The organism is Acidovorax sp. 106 (genome assembly GCF_003663825.1).
GTDB lineage: Bacteria > Pseudomonadota > Gammaproteobacteria > Burkholderiales > Burkholderiaceae_C > Acidovorax.
Genome location: NZ_RCCC01000001.1, coordinates 4,359,122 through 4,380,078, shown reverse-complemented (window position 1 = coordinate 4,380,078; position 20,957 = coordinate 4,359,122). Strand labels below are relative to the sequence as shown.

16 protein-coding genes are annotated in these 20,957 nt (G+C 62.8%); 13 read left to right on the top strand and 3 right to left on the bottom strand.

Annotation, left to right across the window (positions count from 1 at the left end):
- Nucleotides 1-348: 348 nt before the first annotated feature.
- The 6 genes from smc (at nt 349) to C8C98_RS21665 (ending at nt 12,173) form a co-directional block, all read left to right on the top strand.
- Nucleotides 349-3,873 carry a chromosome segregation protein SMC gene (gene smc / locus C8C98_RS19220; RefSeq protein WP_121455578.1) on the top strand — a complete coding sequence of 1,175 codons (3,525 nt, stop codon included), beginning with the start codon at nt 349-351 and terminating at the stop codon, nt 3,871-3,873.
- A 105-nt stretch (nt 3,874-3,978) separates the two neighbouring features.
- Nucleotides 3,979-5,118 carry a cell division protein FtsZ gene (locus C8C98_RS19215; protein ID WP_121455577.1) on the top strand — a complete coding sequence of 380 codons (1,140 nt, stop codon included), beginning with the start codon at nt 3,979-3,981 and terminating at the stop codon, nt 5,116-5,118.
- A gap of 145 nt (nt 5,119-5,263) precedes the next feature.
- Nucleotides 5,264-7,396, top strand: a complete 2,133-nt coding sequence (gene ligA / locus C8C98_RS19210; protein WP_121455576.1) for an NAD-dependent DNA ligase LigA — start codon at nt 5,264-5,266, stop codon at nt 7,394-7,396.
- A 262-nt stretch (nt 7,397-7,658) separates the two neighbouring features.
- Nucleotides 7,659-10,103 (top strand): penicillin-binding protein 1A, encoded by a 2,445-nt coding sequence (locus C8C98_RS19205; protein WP_121455575.1) that lies wholly within the window; start codon nt 7,659-7,661, stop codon nt 10,101-10,103.
- Between the two features lie 460 nt (nt 10,104-10,563).
- Nucleotides 10,564-11,253 (top strand): hypothetical protein, encoded by a 690-nt coding sequence (locus C8C98_RS19200; RefSeq protein ID WP_199726619.1) that lies wholly within the window; start codon nt 10,564-10,566, stop codon nt 11,251-11,253.
- A gap of 23 nt (nt 11,254-11,276) precedes the next feature.
- Nucleotides 11,277-12,173, top strand: coding sequence for a hypothetical protein (locus C8C98_RS21665; protein ID WP_147436420.1), 897 nt, complete (start codon nt 11,277-11,279; stop codon nt 12,171-12,173).
- A 3-nt stretch (nt 12,174-12,176) separates the two neighbouring features.
- Here C8C98_RS21665 and C8C98_RS19195 read toward each other — a convergent pair whose 3' ends face one another.
- Nucleotides 12,177-12,728 carry an NUDIX hydrolase gene (locus tag C8C98_RS19195; RefSeq protein ID WP_121455573.1) on the bottom strand — a complete coding sequence of 184 codons (552 nt, stop codon included), beginning with the start codon at nt 12,726-12,728 and terminating at the stop codon, nt 12,177-12,179.
- Nucleotides 12,729-12,891: 163 nt separating this feature from the next.
- The gene (locus tag C8C98_RS19190; protein WP_121455572.1) at nt 12,892-13,587 is read right to left on the bottom strand and encodes a fumarylacetoacetate hydrolase family protein; all 696 of its coding nucleotides are present in this window, start codon (nt 13,585-13,587) and stop codon (nt 12,892-12,894) included.
- A 262-nt stretch (nt 13,588-13,849) separates the two neighbouring features.
- Between C8C98_RS19190 and C8C98_RS19185 the strand changes: the two genes are divergently transcribed.
- From C8C98_RS19185 to C8C98_RS19175, 3 genes are all read left to right on the top strand, one after another.
- The gene (locus C8C98_RS19185; RefSeq protein ID WP_233574610.1) at nt 13,850-14,230 is read left to right on the top strand and encodes a MarR family winged helix-turn-helix transcriptional regulator; all 381 of its coding nucleotides are present in this window, start codon (nt 13,850-13,852) and stop codon (nt 14,228-14,230) included.
- An 87-nt stretch (nt 14,231-14,317) separates the two neighbouring features.
- Nucleotides 14,318-14,986: a maleylacetoacetate isomerase gene (gene maiA, locus C8C98_RS19180; protein ID WP_121455570.1), complete on the top strand. Its 669-nt coding sequence runs from the start codon at nt 14,318-14,320 to the stop codon at nt 14,984-14,986.
- Complete coding sequence (locus C8C98_RS19175; RefSeq protein WP_233574609.1) at nt 14,983-15,900, top strand: polyphenol oxidase family protein; 918 nt, start codon at nt 14,983-14,985, stop codon at nt 15,898-15,900. The genes maiA and C8C98_RS19175 overlap by 4 nt, the downstream gene beginning before the upstream one ends.
- On the opposite strand, the gene C8C98_RS19170 is transcribed toward C8C98_RS19175, so the two are convergent.
- Nucleotides 15,820-16,146 carry a hypothetical protein gene (locus tag C8C98_RS19170; RefSeq protein ID WP_121455569.1) on the bottom strand — a complete coding sequence of 109 codons (327 nt, stop codon included), beginning with the start codon at nt 16,144-16,146 and terminating at the stop codon, nt 15,820-15,822. The two genes, C8C98_RS19175 and C8C98_RS19170, sit on opposite strands and share 81 nt — an antisense overlap.
- Before the next feature lie 104 nt (nt 16,147-16,250).
- On the opposite strand from C8C98_RS19170, the gene C8C98_RS19165 reads away from it, so the two are divergent.
- From C8C98_RS19165 to C8C98_RS21660, 4 genes are all read left to right on the top strand, one after another.
- Nucleotides 16,251-17,951 (top strand): alpha/beta hydrolase, encoded by a 1,701-nt coding sequence (locus C8C98_RS19165; protein ID WP_121455568.1) that lies wholly within the window; start codon nt 16,251-16,253, stop codon nt 17,949-17,951.
- A 102-nt stretch (nt 17,952-18,053) separates the two neighbouring features.
- Nucleotides 18,054-19,232, top strand: coding sequence for an acetyl-CoA C-acetyltransferase (locus C8C98_RS19160; RefSeq protein ID WP_121455567.1), 1,179 nt, complete (start codon nt 18,054-18,056; stop codon nt 19,230-19,232).
- 206 nt (nt 19,233-19,438) lie between these two features.
- Nucleotides 19,439-20,176, top strand: coding sequence for an acetoacetyl-CoA reductase (gene phbB, locus C8C98_RS19155; protein WP_099655533.1), 738 nt, complete (start codon nt 19,439-19,441; stop codon nt 20,174-20,176).
- A gap of 322 nt (nt 20,177-20,498) precedes the next feature.
- Complete coding sequence (locus C8C98_RS21660) at nt 20,499-20,705, top strand: hypothetical protein (RefSeq protein ID WP_147436418.1); 207 nt, start codon at nt 20,499-20,501, stop codon at nt 20,703-20,705.
- Nucleotides 20,706-20,957 lie beyond the last annotated feature (252 nt).

Genomic DNA, 20,957 nt, shown 5'->3' with positions numbered 1-20,957 from the left:
AAAGCCAACGGGGCGTGAGGCGCATTATTGGAGGACGGCGCCGAGCGTGCCGCCAGCGTGGGGGAACCCTTGGATGCTGCTCGGCCATCGGATGGGGGATGAAATGCTCCTATATTCATAGCTGCCAGCGCTTATCCATAAAGCGCTAGAGCCCGATTTGGCTTGAAATACCGCCCAGCCTTGTTGCAGTGCGTCATGGCGCTGCCCCAGAGGAGGCTTGTGCCACGGGCTGGCACCTTGCGGCGCGGTATCATCCGGGCCTGCCCAGGTCGCCTGCAGCTTCCTGGTCAGCCTCTTTTGCATTGTTTGCGCTGTTGCCCTTGCCCCCAGCCCCCATCTGCCTGACCCGTGCGTCTTACCTCCATCAAGCTCTCCGGCTTCAAGTCGTTCGCTGAACCCACCAACTTCATGCTGCCCGGGCAACTGGTCGGCGTGGTGGGGCCGAATGGCTGCGGCAAGTCCAACATCATGGATGCGGTGCGCTGGGTGCTGGGCGAGAGCAAGGCCAGCGAGCTGCGCGGCGAGAGCATGCAGGACGTGATCTTCAGCGGCACCACCACCCGCAAGCAGGCCAGCCGCGCCAGCGTGGAGCTGGTGTTTGACAACTCCGACCACCGCGCAGGCGGCCAGTGGGGCCAATACGGCGAGGTGGCCGTGCGCCGCGTGCTCACCCGCGACGGCACCAGCAGCTACTTTTTGAACAACCAGCCCGTGCGCCGCCGTGACGTGCAGGACGTGTTTTTGGGCACGGGCCTGGGGCCACGCGCCTACGCCATCATCGGGCAGGGCACCATCAGCCGCATCATCGAGTCTCGCCCCGAAGAGCTGCGCCTGTTCCTCGAAGAAGCGGCCGGGGTCTCCAAATACAAAGAGCGCCGCCGCGAGACGGAAAACCGCCTGGCCGATACGCGCGAAAACCTCACGCGGGTGGAAGACATTCTGCGTGAGCTCAACGCCAACCTCGAAAAGCTGGAAAAGCAGGCCGAGGTGGCTGCCAAATACAACGCGCTGAACGCCGACGCCACGCTCAAGCAGCACCAGCAGTGGTTCTTGAAGCGCGCCGACGCCGAGGCCGAGCAGACCAAGGTGCGCCTCGATGGCCTGCAGGCCGTGAACGACCTCGAATCGCGCATGGCCGACCTGCGCGCCGTCGAATCTGACTTGGAAACCATCCGCCAGGCGCACTACGCCGCAGGCGACCAGGTCAACCAGGCGCAAGGCAAGCTGTACGAAGCCACGGCCGAAGTGGGGCGGCTCGAAGCCGAAATTCGCTACGTGGTGGAAGGCCGTGTGCGCGTCGAGCAGCGCCTGGTCACCCTGGCCGAGCAGATCGCCCAGTGGCAGGCCCGCAAGGAAGAGGCCGACATCGAGCTGGAAAACCTGGCCGGTGCGGGCGTGGACGCCGAAGAGCGTGCCGAGCTGCTGGCCGCCCAGATGGAAGAGCAGGCCATGCAACTGCCCGACCTGGAAGAAGCCCTGCGCCAGGCCCAAAGCCGCGCCAGCGAGCAGCGTGCCAGCGTGGTGCAGGTGCAGCAGCAAATTGGCGTGCTGGCCGCAGAGCAACGCAGCATTGACGAGCAAAGCCGCCAGCTCGACACCCGCTACGAGCGCTTGCGCACCGACCGCAACGCGCTGGCCGCGCCGGACGAAGCCCGCCTCATCAACCTGCGCAGCCAGCTCGAAGCCGCGCAGGAACTTGCCGAGACCACCGAAGCCCGCCTGGCCGAGCTGCAAGAAAGCGTGCCCCAGCTGGACGACGACCGCCGCGCCCGCCAGCAAGATGTGAACACCGAAAGCGCCCGCCAGACCGACCTGTCGGCCCGCATGGAAGCCCTCAAGGCGCTGCAGGAAAAGGTCAAGACCGACGGCAAGCTGCGCCCCTGGCTGGCCAAGCACGGCCTCGATGGCATGCAGGGCCTGTGGAGTCGCATTCACATCGAGCCCGGCTGGGAAAACGCCCTGGAAGCCGCCCTGCGCGAACGCCTGGGCGCGCTGGAAGTAGGGCGCCTGGACATGGTGCGCGGCTTTCTCGGCTCGAACGAAAGCGATGCGCCCCCGGCCCGTCTGGCCTTCTACAGCGCCCCCGCCGCCGGTGTGCCCGAGCCCACGGGCACGCACACCCGCCTGGCAGACCTGCTGCGCATCAACGACGCCAGCCTGCGCGCCGTGCTGACCGACTGGCTGCAGGGCTGCACCATTGCCCAGACGCTGGACGAAGCCCTGAACCGCCGCGCCAGCCTGCCGCCCGGCGAAGTGATCTACGTGCCCACGGGCCACGCCGTCAGCAGCCACAGCGTGAGCTTTTACGCGCAAGACTCTGAACAATCGGGCCTGCTGGCGCGCGCGCAAGAAATTGAGCACCTCGAGAAAGAACTGCGCGCCCAGGCCCTGATTGCCGACGAATCGCGCACCGCGCTGGTCCGCGCCGAAGCCGCCTACGCCGACGCATCGCAGCGCCTGGTGGCCGCCCGCCGCGAAGCCACCGAGGCCCAAAGCCGCGCCCACGAGCTGCAGGTCGAAACCCTGCGCCTGACGCAACTGGCCGAGCAGACCCGTGCGCGCAGCGAGCAAATTGGCGCCGACATTGCCGAGGTGGAAGCCCAACTGGCCGACCTGCAAGAACGCCGCGTGGCCGCCGAGGCCCGCTTTGAAGAGCTGGACATGCAACTGGCCGACAGCCAGGAGCGCGAAGCCCAGCTGGGCGACCGCGTGATCGAGACCGAGCGCAAGCTGAACGCCTGCCGCGAGCAGCAGCGCATGCTCGAGCGCCAGGTGCAAGAGGCCACGTTCTCGCAGCGCAGCCTAGAAGCCCGTCGCGCTGAATTGAACCGCTCCATCGAAACCGCCACCCAGCAAGCCACCGCACTGACCGACGAGCAGCAGCGCGCCCGCGACGAGCTGGCCCGCCTGTCAGACGCCGCCGCCCAGGGCGGCCTGCAGCAGGCGCTGGACTTGAAGATGGAGCGCGAAAAAGCCCTGTCGGCCCAGCGCAGCGAATACGACGAACTGACGGCCAAGCTGCGCGGCAGCGACGAGCGCCGCATGCAGCTCGAACGCGCGCTGGACCCATTGCGCCAGCGCATCACTGAATTCCAGCTCAAGGAACAGGCTGCGCGCCTGGGCCTGGAGCAATACACCACGCTGCTGACCGACGCCCAGGCCGACCTGGAGGCCGTGGCCCAGTCCATTGCCGACGGCAACGTGCGCATGCACGGCCTGCAAGGCGAAATCGACCGCCTGCACCGCGAGATTGCCGCGCTGGGCGCCGTCAACCTGGCCGCGCTCGATGAGCTGAACCTCGCGCGCGAACGCAAGGTGTTTCTGGACGCGCAAACGGCCGACCTGACCGAGGCCATGAACACGCTGGAAGACGCGATCCGCAAGATCGACGGCGAAACACGCCAGTTGCTGTCGGGCACGTTCGAGACGGTGAACGGGCACTTTGGCCGCATGTTCCCCGAGCTGTTCGGCGGCGGGCAGGCCAAGCTCATCATCACCGGCGATGAAATTCTGGACTCGGGCGTGCAGGTGATGGCGCAGCCGCCCGGCAAGAAGAACCAGACCATTCACCTGCTGTCGGGCGGTGAAAAAGCCCTCACGGCGATTGCGCTGGTGTTTGCCATCTTCCAGCTCAACCCCGCGCCGTTTTGCTTGCTGGACGAGGTGGACGCGCCGCTGGACGACGCCAACACCGAACGCTACGCCAAGCTGGTCTCCAGCATGAGCAAAAGCACCCAGTTCCTGTTCATCAGCCACAACAAGATCGCCATGGAAATGGCTGAGCAACTGATCGGCGTGACCATGCAGGAACAGGGCGTCTCGCGCATCGTGGCGGTGGACATGGAGTCCGCCCTGTCCATGGCCGATGCTTGACCATGACGGACGCACACCGAGGCTCAGCCCACCGGCCTGCCGCAAAGCAAGGCCCGTGCGGCATCCCCGTTTGCGCAAGTCCTATCGATTTGAACTGACTCCCCCATGAACTCATCCCTGTTACTGAGTCTGGCAATCACCGGTGGTTTGGTGCTGGCGGTCATCGTGGCCTACAACGCCTGGACCTTGCACCGCAACGCACCCAAAAAAGCCCTGCCACCAGACACCCACGGGTCCTTGCCCGGCGCGGGCGACGCCTTGACCGAGCCCACGCTGCGCCAGGAGCCATCGCTGGACGCTGATTTGGGGCCAGAGGCTGCCGCCATCTACGGAGGCCTGGACCGTGGGCCAGAACCCCACGAACATGCTGTGGACGCAAACGATGCCCTGCGCATGCCCGCTCCCTTGCCCATGCTGGAACGCCGCCCGGGGCTGGACCCGCTGATCGACGTCATCGCCGTGATGCAACTGGACCACCAGGTGTCTGGCGATGCCGCGCTGGTGGCCTTGCCTCCGACCCGCCGTGCGGGCAGCAAGCCCTTCGCCATCGAAGGCCTGAACGACGCCACCCAGCACTGGGAAACGCCCGCGCCCGGCCAACGCTACCGCAGCTTCCAGGCCGGGGTGCAACTGGCCAACCGCATGGGCGCGCTCAACGAGATCGAGTTTTCTGAATTCGTGATGAAGGCCCAGGGCTTTGCCGACGCCATCAACGCCGCCCCCGACTTCCCCGACATGCTGCAGGAAGTGGCCCGCGCCCGTGAGCTGGACCAGTTCGCCAGCGACCATGACGCGCAGCTCATGTTCATGCTGCGCGCCCGCCAAGCCGCCTGGAGCCCCGGCTACCTGCTGCAAAACGCCGCCCGTGTTGGCTTTGTGGTGGGCTCCATGCCCGGGCGCCTGGTGCTGCCCTCCAGCGCACCCGGCATGCCGCCCGTGCTCACCCTGGGCTACGACACGCAGGCCGCACTGGCCGACGACCCAGACCAGTCCGCCATCCGCGACATCAGCCTGAGCCTGGACGTGGCCCAGGTGCACCGCACCGAACAACCCTTTGCCCGCCTGCGCGACGTAGGCGCCGCCCTGGCCCAGGCCATGGATGGCGTGCTGTGCGACCAAAACGGCCAGCCCCTGCCTGCGATGGCCATGGACCCGATTGCCGCCGATCTGGAACTGTTGTACGACCAGCTCGATGCGCGCGATTTGTCGGCAGGGTCGGTGCTGGCGCGGCGGTTGTTCAGTTAGGACATGAAACACCCCCTGAGCCGCCTTCGGCGTCTTCCCCCTCCAGGGGGACGACACCTTTGCTGCGGGGCGGCCCTTGCTCGGTGTCTCTGGCGCTTACAGCGCCTTTTGCATGCACCGTGCCTTACTCAGCCGATGGCCCATCATGACCGAGAGTTTTGACCTTTTTTCGGCTCCAGCGCCTGTGAATCAAGCGCAAGCAGCTATCAATTTGGAAGCGCAAGCTGCCGCATTGCGCGCCCAGCTCAATGCCTGGGCGCACCAGTACTACGTGCTGGACGAGCCCACCGTGCCCGATGCCGAATACGACCGCGTGTTCCGCGAGTTGCAGGCGCTGGAAGCGGCGCACCCGCACCTGCTGACCCCCGATTCGCCCACGCAGCGGGTGATTGGCGCGGTGATGGAGGGGCTGGCCTCGGTGCGCCATGTGGTGCCCATGCTCAGCATCCACACCGAGACCGACACCGAAGCCACGGGCGCGCAGGCGTTTGATGCCCGCGTGCGGCGCGAGCTGGGGCTGAGCGATGCTGATCCTGCCATCGAGTACGTGGCCGAGCCCAAGTTTGATGGGCTGGCGATGAGCCTGCGTTATGAAAAGGGCCGCTTGGTGCAGGCCGCCACGCGGGGCGATGGCGAGGTGGGTGAGGACGTGACGCACAACATCCGTACTATTCGCCAGATCCCATTGAGCTTGCCCGAGGGCGTGCCCCCGGTGCTGGAAGTGCGTGGTGAGGTCTACATGCGCCGCGCCGATTTTGATGCGCTCAACGAGCGCCAGCGCGAGCAGGGCGGCAAGACCTTTGTGAACCCACGCAACGCCGCTGCGGGGGCGGTGCGCCAGCTCGACTCGAACATCACCGCCCAGCGCCCGCTGAGCTTTTTTGCCTACGGCCTGGGCGCCATCACGCCGCCCGACCAGGGCGGGCCGGTGTTTCGCACGCATTACGAGATGCTGCAGACCCTGAAATCATGGGGTTTTCCGGTCGCAGCGCAGGTGCAGATTGCGCAAGGTGCTACGGAATTGGTAGCGTTTCACCAGCAGGTGGGCGCCAGCCGCGATGCACTGCCGTATGACATTGATGGCGTGGTCTACAAGGTCAACGCACTGCAGTTGCAGCGCGACCTGGGCTTCAAGACCCGCGAGCCGCGCTGGGCCGTGGCGCACAAGTACCCCGCGCAAGAGATGGCCACCCGCATCGAAGGCATCGACATCCAGGTGGGCCGAACGGGCAAGCTCACGCCCGTGGCACGCCTGGCGCCGGTGTTTGTGGGTGGTGTGACGGTGACGAACGCCACGCTGCACAACGTGTTTGAAATCCGCAAAAAGAAGGTGCGCGTGGGCGACACCGCCATCGTGCGCCGTGCGGGCGATGTGATTCCTGAAGTGGTGGGCGTGATGGCGTCGGGCCCGCGCCCGGCCTACGTCCACAACTTCCGCATGCCCCGCCAATGCCCCATTTGCGGCAGCGATGTGGTGCGCGAAAAGGGCGAGGCCAACCACCGCTGCACGGGGGGGCTGTTCTGTGCAGCCCAGCGCAAAGAAGCCATCCTGCACTTTGCCGCCCGCCGAGCCATGGATGTGGAAGGCCTGGGCGACAAGCTGGTGGACCAGCTGGTGGACGCCAACGTGATCCGTACGCTGCCCGACCTGTACCGCCTGGGCCTGAGCGCCCTGGTGATGCTTGAGCGCATGGCCGACCGGTCGGCCCTGAACCTGCTGGCCGCGCTTGAAAAGTCCAAGCAAACCACGCTGCCGCGCTTTTTGTTTGCCCTGGGCATTCGGCATGTGGGCGAGTCCACCGCCAAAGACCTGGCCAAGCACTTTGGCACCCTGGATGCGCTGATGGGCGTGGATGCCGAGTCTGCCGCGACAGAAGAGCAACTGCTGCAGGTGCCCGATGTGGGCCCCATCGTGGCGCGCAGCGTGCACACCTTTTTCCAGCAGCCCCACAACCGCGAGGTGGTGGAGCAACTGCGCGCCTGCGGCGTGACCTGGCCCGAGGGCGCCCCCACCGAACGCGGCCCGCAGGTGCTGGCGGGCAAGACCATTGTGCTGACGGGCACCTTGCCCACGCTCAGCCGCGACGCGGCCAAAGACATGCTGGAAGCCGCAGGCGCCAAGGTGTCGGGCTCGGTCAGCAAAAAAACCAGCTACGTGGTGGCCGGTGAAGAGGCGGGCAGCAAGCTCGCCAAGGCCGAGGAGCTGGGCGTGCCCGTGCTGGACGAGGCGGGCATGCTGGCGCTGCTGGCAGGCACAGGTGAGGGCGGTGCTGCGTGAGCGTGGCTATGACTGCTGCCACTACCGCTGATTTAACGGTGGCCGAGCCGTGCCGATGTGGCTTGGCGTACCTTGGCTCGGCAACCCAACTCCCATGCGACAACCCCGCTGACCCCCAACCGTTCGGGCTGAGTCTGTCGAAGCCGGGGCACTACCGGCACCACCCCCAGCCGTTCGGGCTGAGCCTGTCGAAGCCTGGGCGCTCCTTGGCGCATCCCCTATCTCCCTCTATCGCGCAGCCCCATCCGGGCTGAACTGAACCATGCTCCGTTTTCTCTCCACACTGCGCACGGGCCTGCTGGCCGGGGCGCGCTGGGTGCTGCAAACCCTGCGCACCCTCTGGGGCCGCTTCCAACCCCGCAGCTGGCGCTCCTGGCTGCTGCTGGTGCTGGCCTTGCCGGTGCTGCTGGCGGTGTACACGCTGCTGCTCATCCCGTTCACCCCGTCGATTGCCGACATCACCAAGGCCAAGACCGAGCGGCCCGCGCAGCTCTTGTCGGTGGACGGCAAGGTGCTGGCCGAGTACCGCTGGGCCAACCGCGAATGGGTGGCGCTGAACCGTATCTCGCCCCATGTGGTCAACGCCCTGATTGCCACCGAAGACCACCGCTTTTACGAGCACTCGGGCATGGACTTCCGGCGTACCGCGTCGTCGGTGCTGCACACGCTGCGGGGCGATCCGCAGGGCGGCTCCACCATCACGCAGCAGCTGGCGCGCAACCTGTTCCCGGAAGAAATCGGCCGCTCGCGCACCCTCACGCGCAAGCTCAAGGAGGCCATCACTGCCTTCAAGATCGAATGGGCCTACTCCAAGGACGAAATCCTGGAGACGTACCTGAACACCGTGCCGTTTCTGTACAACGCCTACGGCATCGAAATGGCCGCGCGCACGTACTTCGACAAATCGGCCGACAAGCTCAACCTGCTGGAGAGCGCCACGCTGATTGGCATGCTCAAGGGCACGGCCTATTACAACCCCGTGACGCAGCCCGAGCGCTCGCAGGCGCGGCGCAACATCGTGCTGGCGCAAATGGTCAAGCGCGACAAGCTCGAACAAGACAAGCTGGCCGCCCTGCAAAAGCGCCCCCTGCGCATCGACTTTGAGCGCCAGACCGAGGCCATGGGCCTGGCCCCACACTTTGCGCAGCAGTTGCGCAAGCAGCTCATTGCCTGGGCCGATGCCAACGGCTACAGCCTGCATGCCGATGGGCTCATCGTGCGCACCACCATCGACTCGCGCCTGCAGGCCATGGCCAACCAGGCCGTGGTGCGCCAAGGCCGCCAGTTGCAAGGCATTGCCGACAATGCCTGGTCGGCCCGCAACGGCTGGAACCCCAAGAGCGAGCTGGTGCACACGCTGGTGCGCGAGACCAACGACTACCGCAACGCGCTGGCCGAAGGCGCGCCGCCGGACGAGGCCCTCAAAACCCTGCTGGTAGACAGCCGCTTCATGGCCGCGCTGAAGCAGGAAAAGACCCGCGTGCAGGCGGGTTTCATGGCCATGGACCCAGTCACCGGCCACGTGCTGGCCTGGGTGGGCAGCCGCGACTTTGCGGCCGACCCGTTCGACCACGTGCAGGCGGCCCGCCGCCAGCCCGGCTCCACCTTCAAGCCCTTTGTGTACGGCGCGGCCTTCATGCAAGGCGCGCTGCCCACCGACGAGCTGATGGACGAGGCGGTAGAGATACCGCTGGGGGGCAACCAGGTGTGGCGCCCCACCGATGGCGGTGCGCCCAGCAACGCCCCCATGACGCTGGCCGATGGCCTGGCGTTCTCCAAGAACACCATCACCGCCCAGGTCATGTACAAGGTGGGCCCCCAGCGCGTGGCCGAGCTGGCCCGCGCCATGGGTGTGCGCGAGAGCAAGCTCGAAGAAGTGCCATCGCTGGCCCTGGGCACCAGCCCCGTCACCCTGCGCGAAATGGTCACGGCCTACAGCAGCATCGCCAACGCGGGCCGCTACATCGAGCCCATCCTCATCACCAGCATTGAAGACCGCCACGGCAAGGTGCTGCAGATCTTTGCCCCGCCCGCGCCCGAGCAGGCCATGCCCCTGCAGGCCGCGCAAACCCTGCGCAACGCCATGCGCGGCACCATCGACCGGGGCACGGGCGCGGCCCTGCGCAGCCGCTGGGGCCTGCGCGCTGACCTGGCGGGCAAAACCGGCACCACGCAAGACAACACCGACGGCTGGTTCATCGCCCTGAACCCCCGCGTGGTGGCAGGCGCCTGGGTGGGCTTTAACGATGGGCGCATCACCCTGCGCAGCGATTACTGGGGCCAGGGCGCCCACAGCGCGCTGCCCATGGTGGGCGAGTTCTTGCAACAGGCCTTCCGCACCAACACCCTGGACGGCCGCGACCGCTTCATCGACGAAGAAGCCCCAAGCGTGCTGGGCGACGCCATGAACGGCGTGCGCAGCTGGGTGCGCGATTTGTTTGGCCGCGATGTGCCGCCACCGCCCGAGGTGGGGGCCGACCCCGTACCGCAACCGCAGCAACCCTTACCACCTGGCTCGCTGCCACCGGTGATCCGTGATGGCGACCCCTACACGCCGGGCGCACCACCGGGCGCTATGGGCAGCCAAGGTGGGCAGGGCGGTGCCGTGTTCGGCGGCCAGGTGCCGTTGACACCGACCGAGGCTGCGGCCAACCCCGTGCCTGGGGTGGTGGTGCCTTCAGCGACCGAGCGGCCTGGGGAGCAGTGACGCTGCGTTTCGGTTTGTAACGATTTTGGGGTGATTGGAATTAACGAATTGGCTAAGTGATTTTTAAGATAATAGTTAATGCATTCTGTTTTATGGTGTTTTTGATATTCTAGTTTATGCAAAATTTTAAAATCAGTGGCTGAAATTGCACTAGTATGTATTTTAATTCCGGGTATGAGGTTGAATATTGGGGTGCCAGAGCGCATTGGCTATGGGGTTTTGTTACTTAATTTATATCTTTGTCCACGCGTTCATTGTCCATCGGATCGTCAAATTGCGTCTGCAGCTAAAAGTTAAAATTTTGATGTGAATGTTTTTTGAAAATTAATGTGCAATGTGCGCTTAATGGATTGTGTTATAATTTTCATGCTATTTGAATTTCAATTTTGGTGTTGGCTTTTCAAGGTTGGATTCAATAGCTTAATAAAAATCCACTGAATTTTATCGGAGTGCAATGTAAATGAGGCGTTTTTTCACCGTTCTGGCTTTATTTTTGTCGACCCTTGTTGTTGGTTGTGCGACTTCGCCACAGCAGCCCTTACCAGTTTCCCCTGATTTGGCTACATCTGGTGGTCGCATTGCAGTCGCGATGACTAGCTTGCCCAAAGTGGATACTCAGTTCCCTGGAGCTAGTTGCTTGCTTTGTTTGGCCGCAGCTTCGATGAATCACCAGACTCTCACTAAGCATGTGCAGACCTTGTCCTATGAAGATCTTCCGCAGCTGAAGGAACGCATCGTGAAGCTTTTGGAGGCCAAAGGTATGCATGCAGTAGCGATAGCTGAACCTCTGGATATAAAATCTCTGCCAAGCGCAAGTTCTAAAGAACCAAACATTGCTCAGGCAGATTTCACCGGGCTGAAAAGTCGTTATAAAGCTGAGAGACTTCTGGTTGTTGATATTTCATCTTTGGGAATTTGGCGGAATTACAGTGCATATATTCCAACCGGCGACCCTAAGGCAGTTTTCAAAGGTGTGGGCTATATTGTTAACTTGAATACGAATGCGCTGGAGTGGTATCAGCCGGTTGATGTGCAGAAGGGTACTGACAAAAGTTGGGACGAGCCATCAAAGTTCCCGGGCCTGACTAATGCTTACTTTGAGGCCTTGGAGGTGGGTAAAGATGCGCTTAGTGCGCCTTTTTCCAAATAGGGTGCCGAGGTTAGGTGGATATTGTGCTTAATTTCCAACAGACAACCGCAATCATCGTTGCACTCCTGAGTTTGTGCGTCGTTTCGCCAAGTCAAGCAGTTCAGCCAGTCGAATCGACCGCAGACGTGCGGTCGATTGATCTCACCAGCTTTTTCCTTCGACCACCGTCATCTGGGACTATCGAGTACCGTGGCATCGTCGATCGAGATAAAGGCGCTGGTCAAGCTGGCGCCATGCTTTATCCCGCGTATGGTTTGGCCGGTTTTGTCGCTGCAATTGCTACTCATGGAGCCATGAGTGAGGTCAGTAAAAGTAGCGAGAGACAGAGGTTGCAGGCATCAGCTGACGAGGTTCTAAGACCCTATCAGGATGATATCGCTGGCTTTCAAGCCAAGGAGTTGATGCAGTCAGCCCTCATTAATTTAGGTGGTACTGGTGACCGCCGGCTAGTTGAGGGGACCGAGGGAAGTGAAAAAGGTTGGGTTATCGACAGTGCTCCGCAGTTTTCGCTTTCCAATGACCAGTCAGCGCTGGTTCTCGATAATATGGTTCAGGTTTACCGTGCCGAATCTCCTGCTCATATTCGGTATCGGAACTTGATCCGTGTGATTTCGGAAATCCGTGAGGTCGGAGAGGACTCAAAAGCGAATTGGCTACTTCTGAAAGAGGATAGTATGCGTTTAATGACTCATTCTCTACAGCTTCTCGTTTCTGAGTTGGGGATAGATCGCAGTGGTATGCCTGAAATAAATAAAACTTTCCGTTATCACGAAGGAAAGACTTTCCGTACTGAACGCGGACTTTTTTTGGGCGAAGTCTGCGGACGCGTGCATATCAAGACCCTCCGTGGATGGCTGATGTCGGTGCCGACTGGTCCAGAGACTATAGCCAATCCGAAAGAAGGAGCTAATAAATGCTAGCCTTCACTCAATATCAATGCAATGCAGCCCAAACGCCCCCGCCTTGCGGTCGGCAAAGTAGGCCTGCAGCGTCTCCTTGACGGTGCGGAAGGCGATCTCGTCCCACGGCACTTCGTCTTCGGTGAACAGGCGCGCTTCAATGGTTTCAAAGCCGGGGTTGAACTGGTCGCTGAGCAAGCGGGCCAGATAAAAGAAATGCACCTGACCCACACGGGGCACGTTCAGCACGCTGAAGAGGGGGCCCATCTCGATCTGTGCACCGGCTTCCTCATCGGTTTCGCGGGCGGCGCCTTGGGCGGTGGTTTCGTCCAGCTCCATGAAGCCTGCGGGCAGTGTCCACTTGCCCCAGCGCGGCTCGATGTTGCGCTTGCACAGCAGCACCCGGCCGTCGGCCAACACGGGCACGGTGCCGACCACGTTCAGCGGGTTTTCGTAGTGCACGGTGTTGCACGCGGGGCACACGGCACGCAGCTTGGTGTCGCCATCGTCGGGCTGGCGGTACACCACGGCGGTGCCGCAGTTGCGGCAGTGTTTGATGGGGCTGCGGAAGGTCATGCGGGGATTTTTAACCAAATCGGCCCGCAGCGCTGATCTAACATGCGCTGCCAGCTATGAAATATGTAGTGCCACAGGTGAAGAATTCGCGGTGTAGGCAGGTTCGGCTGCATGCATGGGGGCTGGCGTGGCGCTTGAGCGTCGCTGCCAGCCCCAGGCGGGCTTACACCAGCTTCAGGCGAATGCTGCCCAGGCCGTCCACGCCACCTTCCAGCACATCGCCCGTGACCACGGCGCCCACACCTTCAGGGGTGCCGGTGTAGATGAGGTCGCCGGGTTGCAGCTCCCAGGCGGTGGAGAGGTGCTCAATGGTTTCGGCAATGTTCCAGATCAGCTGGGCCACGGTGCTGCGCTGGCGGTCTGCGCCATTGACTTGCAGCCAGATGGCGGCCCGGCCCACGTCGCCCGCCTGCGCTGCAGGGGTGATGGGACCAATGGGGGCGCTGTGGTCAAAGCCTTTGCCAATGCACCAGGGGCGGCCTTGCTTTTTCATGTCGTTTTGCAGGTCGCGGCGGGTCATGTCCAGGCCCACGGCGTAGCCGTAGATGTGCTGCAGGGCGTCGGCCGCGGCGATGTTCTTGCCGCCCTTGCCAATGGCCACCACCAGCTCAATCTCGTGGTGCAGGTTGGCCGTTAGGCTGGGGTAGGGCAAGGGGGTGGTGTCGCCCGTGGCGGCGTACACGATGGTGTCGGCGGGCTTCATGAAGAAGAAGGGCGGCTCGCGGCCGGTAAAGCCCATCTCTTTGGCGTGCTCTTCGTAATTGCGGCCCACGCAATAAATGCGGTGCACGGGAAACTGCGCACCGCTGCCCACCACGGGCACGCTGGTGACGGGGGCGGGTTGAAACACGTAGCTCATGTCTGCCTTTCCTGGTTGTCTGTGTGAATGCGGTTTGGAAACGGGGCCAACGCATGGTCGTTTGCAAGGACTTTGCAGTGTGCCACGGGCTACGGTGGCTTGCTGTCGCTCGAGGTGCGCGGTGGGCTCTGCGGGGCGCTGTGGGCGGCTATCGCCACCAGGGTGGGGCGCTACACTCGCGCGCATGCCCCAGAGCTTCGATTTACACACCGCGCCAGGCCATTTGGTCAGGCGGGCGCACCAGCGGTCGGTGGCGCTTTTCATGGAAGAAGCCGCTGATTTTGACGTGACCCCTGTGCAGTTCGCCATCTTGCATGCGCTGCTGGAGCAGCCCGGCGAAGACCAGGTGACGCTGGCCGCCCGCGTGGCGTTTGATGCGGCCACCTCGGGCTCGGTCATTGGCCGCTTGGAGGCCCGTGGCTGGGTACGGCGCGAGCCCGACACCCAGGACCGCCGCCGCAAGCTCCTGTGGATCACCCCCGAGGGCGAAGCCGCCGTGCTGAAAATGCGCCCCGCCGCCCAGCGGGTGCAAGAGCGCCTGGTGGCCCCACTGACGCAGGAAGAACAACGCCAGCTCAATGCGCTGCTGACCAAGCTCGTGTTCAGCGGCAACCCGCTGGGGGGCGCTGCCTCCGCCTCCTGATCGGCCTGCCACCCCGTGGATGCCCGCGACGGTCCACGCCACCGCGCCTTCTTTCGTCTTTTGTTGCCTGTCTATGGGCCACTCACCATGAAGCTCTACAACTACTTTCGCTCTTCGGCCTCTTTCCGTGTTCGCATTGCGCTGCACATCAAGGGACTGCCGTATGACTACCTGCCGGTGCACTTGCTGCGCGGCGAGCACCGCGACCCGGCCTACGCCAGCCTGGTAGGGGATGCGCTGGTGCCCGCGCTGGTGACGGACGAGGGCGCCGTGCTGCCCCAGTCCATGGCCATCATGGAATACTTGGAAGAGCTGCACCCCAGCCCTGCCTTGCTGCCCAGCACCCCGCTGGCGCGTGCCCGCGTGCGCGGCCTGGCGCAAATGGTGGCGTGCGAGATCCACCCATTGAACAACCCCCGCGTGCTCAAGTACCTGACCGGCACCCTGGGCGCAGACGAAGACGCCAAGACCACCTGGTACCGCCACTGGGTGCGCCAGGGGCTGGAGGCTTTTGAGCGCCAACTGGTGCTGCTGGCCACTGAGCGCGCCGCCGCTGGCCTGGCCCCGTCGGTGTATTGCTGGGGCGATGCGCCCACGCTGGCCGACTGCTGCCTGGTGCCGCAAATCTTCAACGGCAAGCGCTTTGATGTGAACCTGGACGGCTTGCCGCTGACCATGGCCGCATTTGATGCGTGCATGGCCTTGCCCGCATTTCAGCAAGCCCAGCCCTCGGCCTGCCCGGACAACGCGGCGTGACGCGCGCAACCGACGCTGAGCCCACGCAGCCTGCCGCATGGGCCCTGCCCGAGCACTGGCTGGTGCCCCACTGGCCCGCGCCGCCCGGCGTGCACGCGCTGTGCACGGCGCGCACGGGCGGAGTGAGCCAGGGGCCTTACGCCAGCATGAACCTGGGCAGCCATGTGGGCGATGACCCGCAGGCCGTGCAAGCCAACCGCGCCCGGCTGCAGGCCCTGCTGGCCCAGCGCACGCCAGGTGCCCGCTCCGTTTTCTTGAGCCAGGTGCACGGCACGGCGGTGGCCGCGCTGAGCGAATCCTCCCCCGATGGCACCGAGGCCGATGCCTGCGTAGCCACCGACCCGGGCGTGGTCTGCACCATCATGGTGGCCGATTGCCTGCCGGTGCTGCTGGCCCACCGCAGCGGCACGGTGGTGGCCGCGGCCCACGCCGGTTGGCGGGGGCTGGCGGGGCAGGGCGGGGTGGGGGTTCTGGAATCTGCGATGCGCTCCATTTTTGAACAAAATACGGCGCTAGCGCTCATGCAACAAGCGCTATTAGCTATAAAAAATGTAGCAAATGATAGGGCTGGGATTGCGGCTGTGGCTGCCGACACCCTGGCCTGGCTGGGGCCTTGCATTGGGCCCGATGCGTTCGAAGTGGGGGCTGAAGTGCGTGAGGGGTTTTGTGCGCACGCGCCGCAATACACCACCTGTTTTGCCCCGTCGCCCACCCAGCCCGGCAAGTGGCTGGCAGATTTGGCCGCGCTGGCCCGTTTGCGCTTGCAGGCCCTGGGCGTCACGGCCATCTACGGCAACGACAGCAGCCCAGGCTGGTGCACCGTCACGCAGTCGTCACGGTTCTTTTCGCACCGGCGGGACACTGCGGTGCTCGGCGGCAGCGGGCGGCTGGCCGCTTGCATCTGGCGCGGCTGAAGCTGCTGCGTCCTCAGACTTGCGCGCCTGGGCTTCTTCGTAGGCCGCTTGCTCTGCCATCTCACGCGCCTTGATGGCCCGCTTGCGCGATGGCGTGCCCAGGATGTAACCCACGATGCCCATGGGCAGCAGGCCATACAGCACAAAGGTCATGATGGCGCCAAACAGGGTGCCCGTGGGGCTGCTGGCCTCGGCCACCGCCATCATCAGGGTGACATAGAGCCAGGCAATAAGGACAAGGTACATTGGTGTATGTGGGTGAAACGCTGAATGCGGGTTGCCATGCCCCAGGCAGTGGGCAACAATGACTTCAAAGCCCCGTGCGACTGACTAACCTTTGAGGAAGCAGCATGAATTCTGAAGCACTCTGGGCCCAAAGCGCCCAGCAATTCCAACAGATCTTTGGAGACAGCTGGGCCAAGGCACTGCAATCCTTCCAGCACTTGGACCTGGGCGGCGCGCCGGGCAAGGCGCCTTCCGTGCAGTTGGCCCCTGCCAAGTTGCAGGCGCTGCAAGATCAGTACATGAAAGAAGCCCAGGCGCTGTGGGCCCAAAGCCTGCAAGGCACGCCTGAGGTGAAAGACCGCCGCTTCAGCGGCGAAGGCTGGGCCAGCAACCCGGTGGCGGCATTTTCAGCCGCCGCTTACCTGCTTAACGCGCGCACCCTCATGGGCTTGGCCGATGCGGTGGAAGGCGACGAGAAAACCCGGGCGCGCATCCGTTTTGGCGTAGAGCAGTGGATGGCGGCCATGGCCCCCAGCAACTTCCTGGCTTTCAATGCCGAGGCGCAGAAAAAAGCCATCGAGACCAAGGGCGAGAGCATTGCCAAAGGCATGCAGAACCTGCTGCACGACCTGCGCCAGGGCCATGTGTCGATGACCGACGAAAGCCTGTTTGAAGTGGGGCGCAATGTGGCCACCACCGAGGGCGCGGTGGTGTTTGAGAACGAGCTGTTCCAACTGCTCGAATACAAGCCGCTCACGGCCAAGGTGTACGAGCGGCCCTTTTTGCTGGTGCCGCCCTGCATCAATAAGTTCTACATCCTGGACTTGCAGCCCGACAACTCGCTCATCCGTTACGCGGTGGAGCAAGGCCACCGTACTTTTGTGGTGAGCTGGCGCAACCCGCAGGACGAGCTGGCCCACAAGACCTGGGACGACTATGTGGAAGACGGCGCCATGGCTGCGATCGACGTGGTGCAGAGCATCACTGGGGCCGACCAGATCAACGCGCTGGGCTTTTGCGTGGGGGGCACCATCCTGAGCAATGCCCTGGCCGTGTTGGCAGCACGGGGGCAAGAGCCCGTGGCCAGCGCCACCTTCCTCACCACGCTGATCGACTTCACCGACACCGGCATCCTGGATGTGTTCATTGATGAAGCCTTCGTGAAGTTCCGAGAGATGCAAATGGGCCAGGGCGGGCTGATGAAGGGGCAGGATTTGGCGTCCACCTTCAGCTTCTTGCGCCCCAATGACCTGGTCTGGAACTACGTGGTGGGCAACTACCTCAAGGGCGAAACGCCACCACCGTTTGACTTGCTGTACTGGAACAGCGACAGCACTAACCTGCCTGGGCCTTTTTACGCTTGGTACCTGCGTAATTTCTACCTTGAAAACAACCTAGTGCAGCCCGGCAAGCTCACCGTGTGTGGCGAAAAAATGGACCTGGGGCAGCTCACCCTGCCGGTGTACATCTACGGCTCGCGCGAGGACCACATCGTGCCGATCAACGCAGCCTACGCGTCCACCCAGGTGCTGCCAGGCAAAAAGCGGTTTGTCATGGGCGCATCGGGGCACATCGCAGGCGTGATCAACCCCCCGGCCAAAAACAAGCGCAGCCACTGGATACGTGCTGATGGCAAGCTGCCTGCCACGCTGGACCAATGGCTCAGCGGCGCTACTGAACACCCCGGTAGCTGGTGGACCGACTGGTCGATGTGGCTCAAGACCCATGCGGGCAAGCAGATTGCGGCGCCCAAGGCCTATGGCAAGGGCGCCAAATTCAAGGCGATTGAGCCCGCTCCGGGCCGCTACGTTAAGCAAAAGTCCTGACTGCAAGGGCTGCGAGAATATTCACCGAGACAAGCCCCGCAGTGGCAACAGCGTTGGCCGGCTGCCGCTTCGGGCACATCTATTCACCTAGAAAGGACTTTCATGGAAGACATCGTTATCGTTTCTGCTGCCCGCACTGCGGTGGGCAAGTTTGGTGGTTCTTTGGCCAAGACGCCTGCGACCGAGTTGGGCGCGGTAGTGATCCGTGAGGCCATCGCACGCGCGGGGCTGTCGTCCGACCAGATCGGTGAAGTCATCATGGGCCAGGTGCTGGCCGCGGGCGTGGGCCAAAACCCTGCGCGCCAAGCCATGATGAAGGCTGGCGTTGCCATGGAAACCCCGGCGCTGACCATCAACGCCGTTTGCGGATCTGGCCTGAAGGCCGTAATGCTGGCGGCCCAGGCTGTTGCCTGGGGCGACAGTGAGATCGTGGTGGCTGGTGGCCAGGAAAACATGAGCCTGTCTCCCCACGTGCTCAACGGCTCGCGCGACGGCCAGCGCATGGGCGACTGGAAAATGGTGGACACCATGATTGTGGACGGCCTGTGGGACGTCTACAACCAGTACCACATGGGCATCACCGCCGAAAACGTGGCCAAGCAATACGGCATCACCCGTGACATGCAGGACGCCCTGGCCCTGGCCAGCCAGCAAAAGGCAGCAGCGGCGCAAGACGCAGGCAAATTTGCCGATGAAATCGTGGGCGTGAGCCTGGCGCAAAAGAAGGGCGACCCGATTCTGTTCAATGCCGACGAGTTCATCAATCGCAAGTCCAACGCTGAAGCCCTGGCCGGCCTGCGCCCCGCCTTTGACAAGGCAGGCAGCGTGACGGCGGGCAATGCCTCGGGCATCAACGACGGCGCTGCTGCTGTCGTGGTGATGAGCGCCAAAAAGGCCGCAGCCTTGGGCCTCAAACCCCTGGCCCGTATTGCCGCTTTTGGCACCAGCGGCCTCGACCCCGCCACCATGGGCATGGGCCCTGTGCCCGCATCGCGCAAGGCGCTGCAGCGCGCGGGCTGGAATGCGGCCGATGTCGATCTGTTTGAGCTGAACGAGGCATTTGCCGCGCAAGCCTGCGCCGTCAACAAAGAACTGGCCATTGACCCTGCCAAGGTCAACGTCAACGGCGGCGCCATCGCCATTGGCCACCCCATTGGTGCCTCGGGCTGCCGCATCCTGGTGACGCTGCTGCATGAAATGCAGCGCCGTGACGCCAAGAAGGGCCTGGCCGCACTGTGTATTGGCGGTGGCATGGGGGTTTCGTTGGCGCTGGAACGCTAAGTTCTTCGGCTGACTTGATCGTGTCAAGGCCGCGCACCACGCAAGGTGCGCGGCCTTTTTCATGCCCGTTGTAGCCATGCGACGGCTCAGCTGTTTCCGTACTTTTTTTCAAAAAGACCACATGCCCCAGTGTTTACCTGCACTGGGAGCACATAAATCTTGGGTAGAGTGGTGCGAGGCAGATTACTAACACAAGGAGAAATCGCATGAGCCAAAAAGTAGCGTATGTAACCGGTGGCATGGGCGGCATTGGTACCGCCATCTGCCAGCGTTTGCACAAAGATGGCTTCAAGGTCATCGCTGGCTGTGGCCCTACACGCGACCATGGCAAATGGCTGGCAGAACAAAAGGCGCTGGGGTACTCGTTCTACGCATCGGTTGGCAATGTGGGCGATTGGGATTCCACCGTGGAGGCCTTTTCCAAGTCCAAGGCCGAGCACGGCACCATCGATGTATTGGTGAACAACGCCGGTATCACCCGTGACCGCATGTTCTTAAAAATGTCCCGCGAAGACTGGGATGCGGTGATCGAAACCAACCTCAACAGCATGTTCAACGTGACCAAGCAAGTGGTTGCCGACATGGTGGAAAAGGGCTGGGGCCGCATCATCAACATCAGCAGCGTGAATGGCGAGAAGGGCCAAGCAGGCCAGACCAACTACTCCGCAGCCAAAGCGGGCATGCATGGCTTCTCCATGGCCTTGGCGCAAGAGTTGGCCACCAAGGGCGTAACGGTGAACACTGTAAGCCCTGGCTACATCGGCACCGACATGGTCAAGGCCATTCGCCCGGACGTTCTGGAAAAAATTGTGGCCACCGTGCCCGTCAAGCGCCTGGGTGAGCCCAGCGAAATCGCGTCCATCATTGCCTGGCTGGCCTCGGAAGAGGGGGGCTACGCCACGGGGGCCGACTTCTCCGTAAATGGCGGTTTGCACATGGGCTAAAGCCGATGCCGGTGGGCGTGCTGTATGGATCTGCTCTTTGAGTGAATCCCACAGCCATCGCCCAAGCTACAGGGCAAAGCGCCCAATAAAAAACCCCGCTCAGCGGGGTTTTTTATTGGGCGCTTAGATGACACCGTATGTGGATTGATGCGCTTTCGTTGTCAAGCGTGGGCTGGAGCGCGCTTGCGATCGCGCTCATCGTCAGGCCAGGCGTTCAAAATTGCGGTGGTTGTCATGCTGAAAAGCTCCTTAGATGGATCTTTAACGCGGCTCAGAAACAGACGGTTGACAGGTCAATCGAGAAAAAACATGGCACCAGCCCATGAAAAAACCCCGCAAAGCGGGGTTTCAGGAGGATGTGATCTTAAATCGCATCCGTTCTTGGGAACGGTATCCTGCTTCAGCAGCGGGCTGGGGCACGCTTGCGATCGCGTTCGTCGTCGGGCCAAGCGGTCAAGATTGCAGTGATGTTCATACGAGAAAAACTCCTGAGATAGACCTACAACGCACACCGTTTACCTTGGGTTGACAGGCTGCTGCAATATTTTTTAAAGCAGCTGGGGTGAAAGGCATAAAAAACCCCGCAGAGCGGGGTTTAAGGAATGAAGGGGGAGGTTCAGGCGCAAAGCGGTCCTGTGAGGGGCCGCATAACGCTTCAGCAGCGCGCTGGGGCGCGTTTGCGATCGCGTTCGTCGTCGGGCCAAGCGGTCAAGATTGCGGTGCGGTTCATACTGGAAAACTCCTGTGATAGACCAACAACGCGCTCGCCGCAGTACAGGTT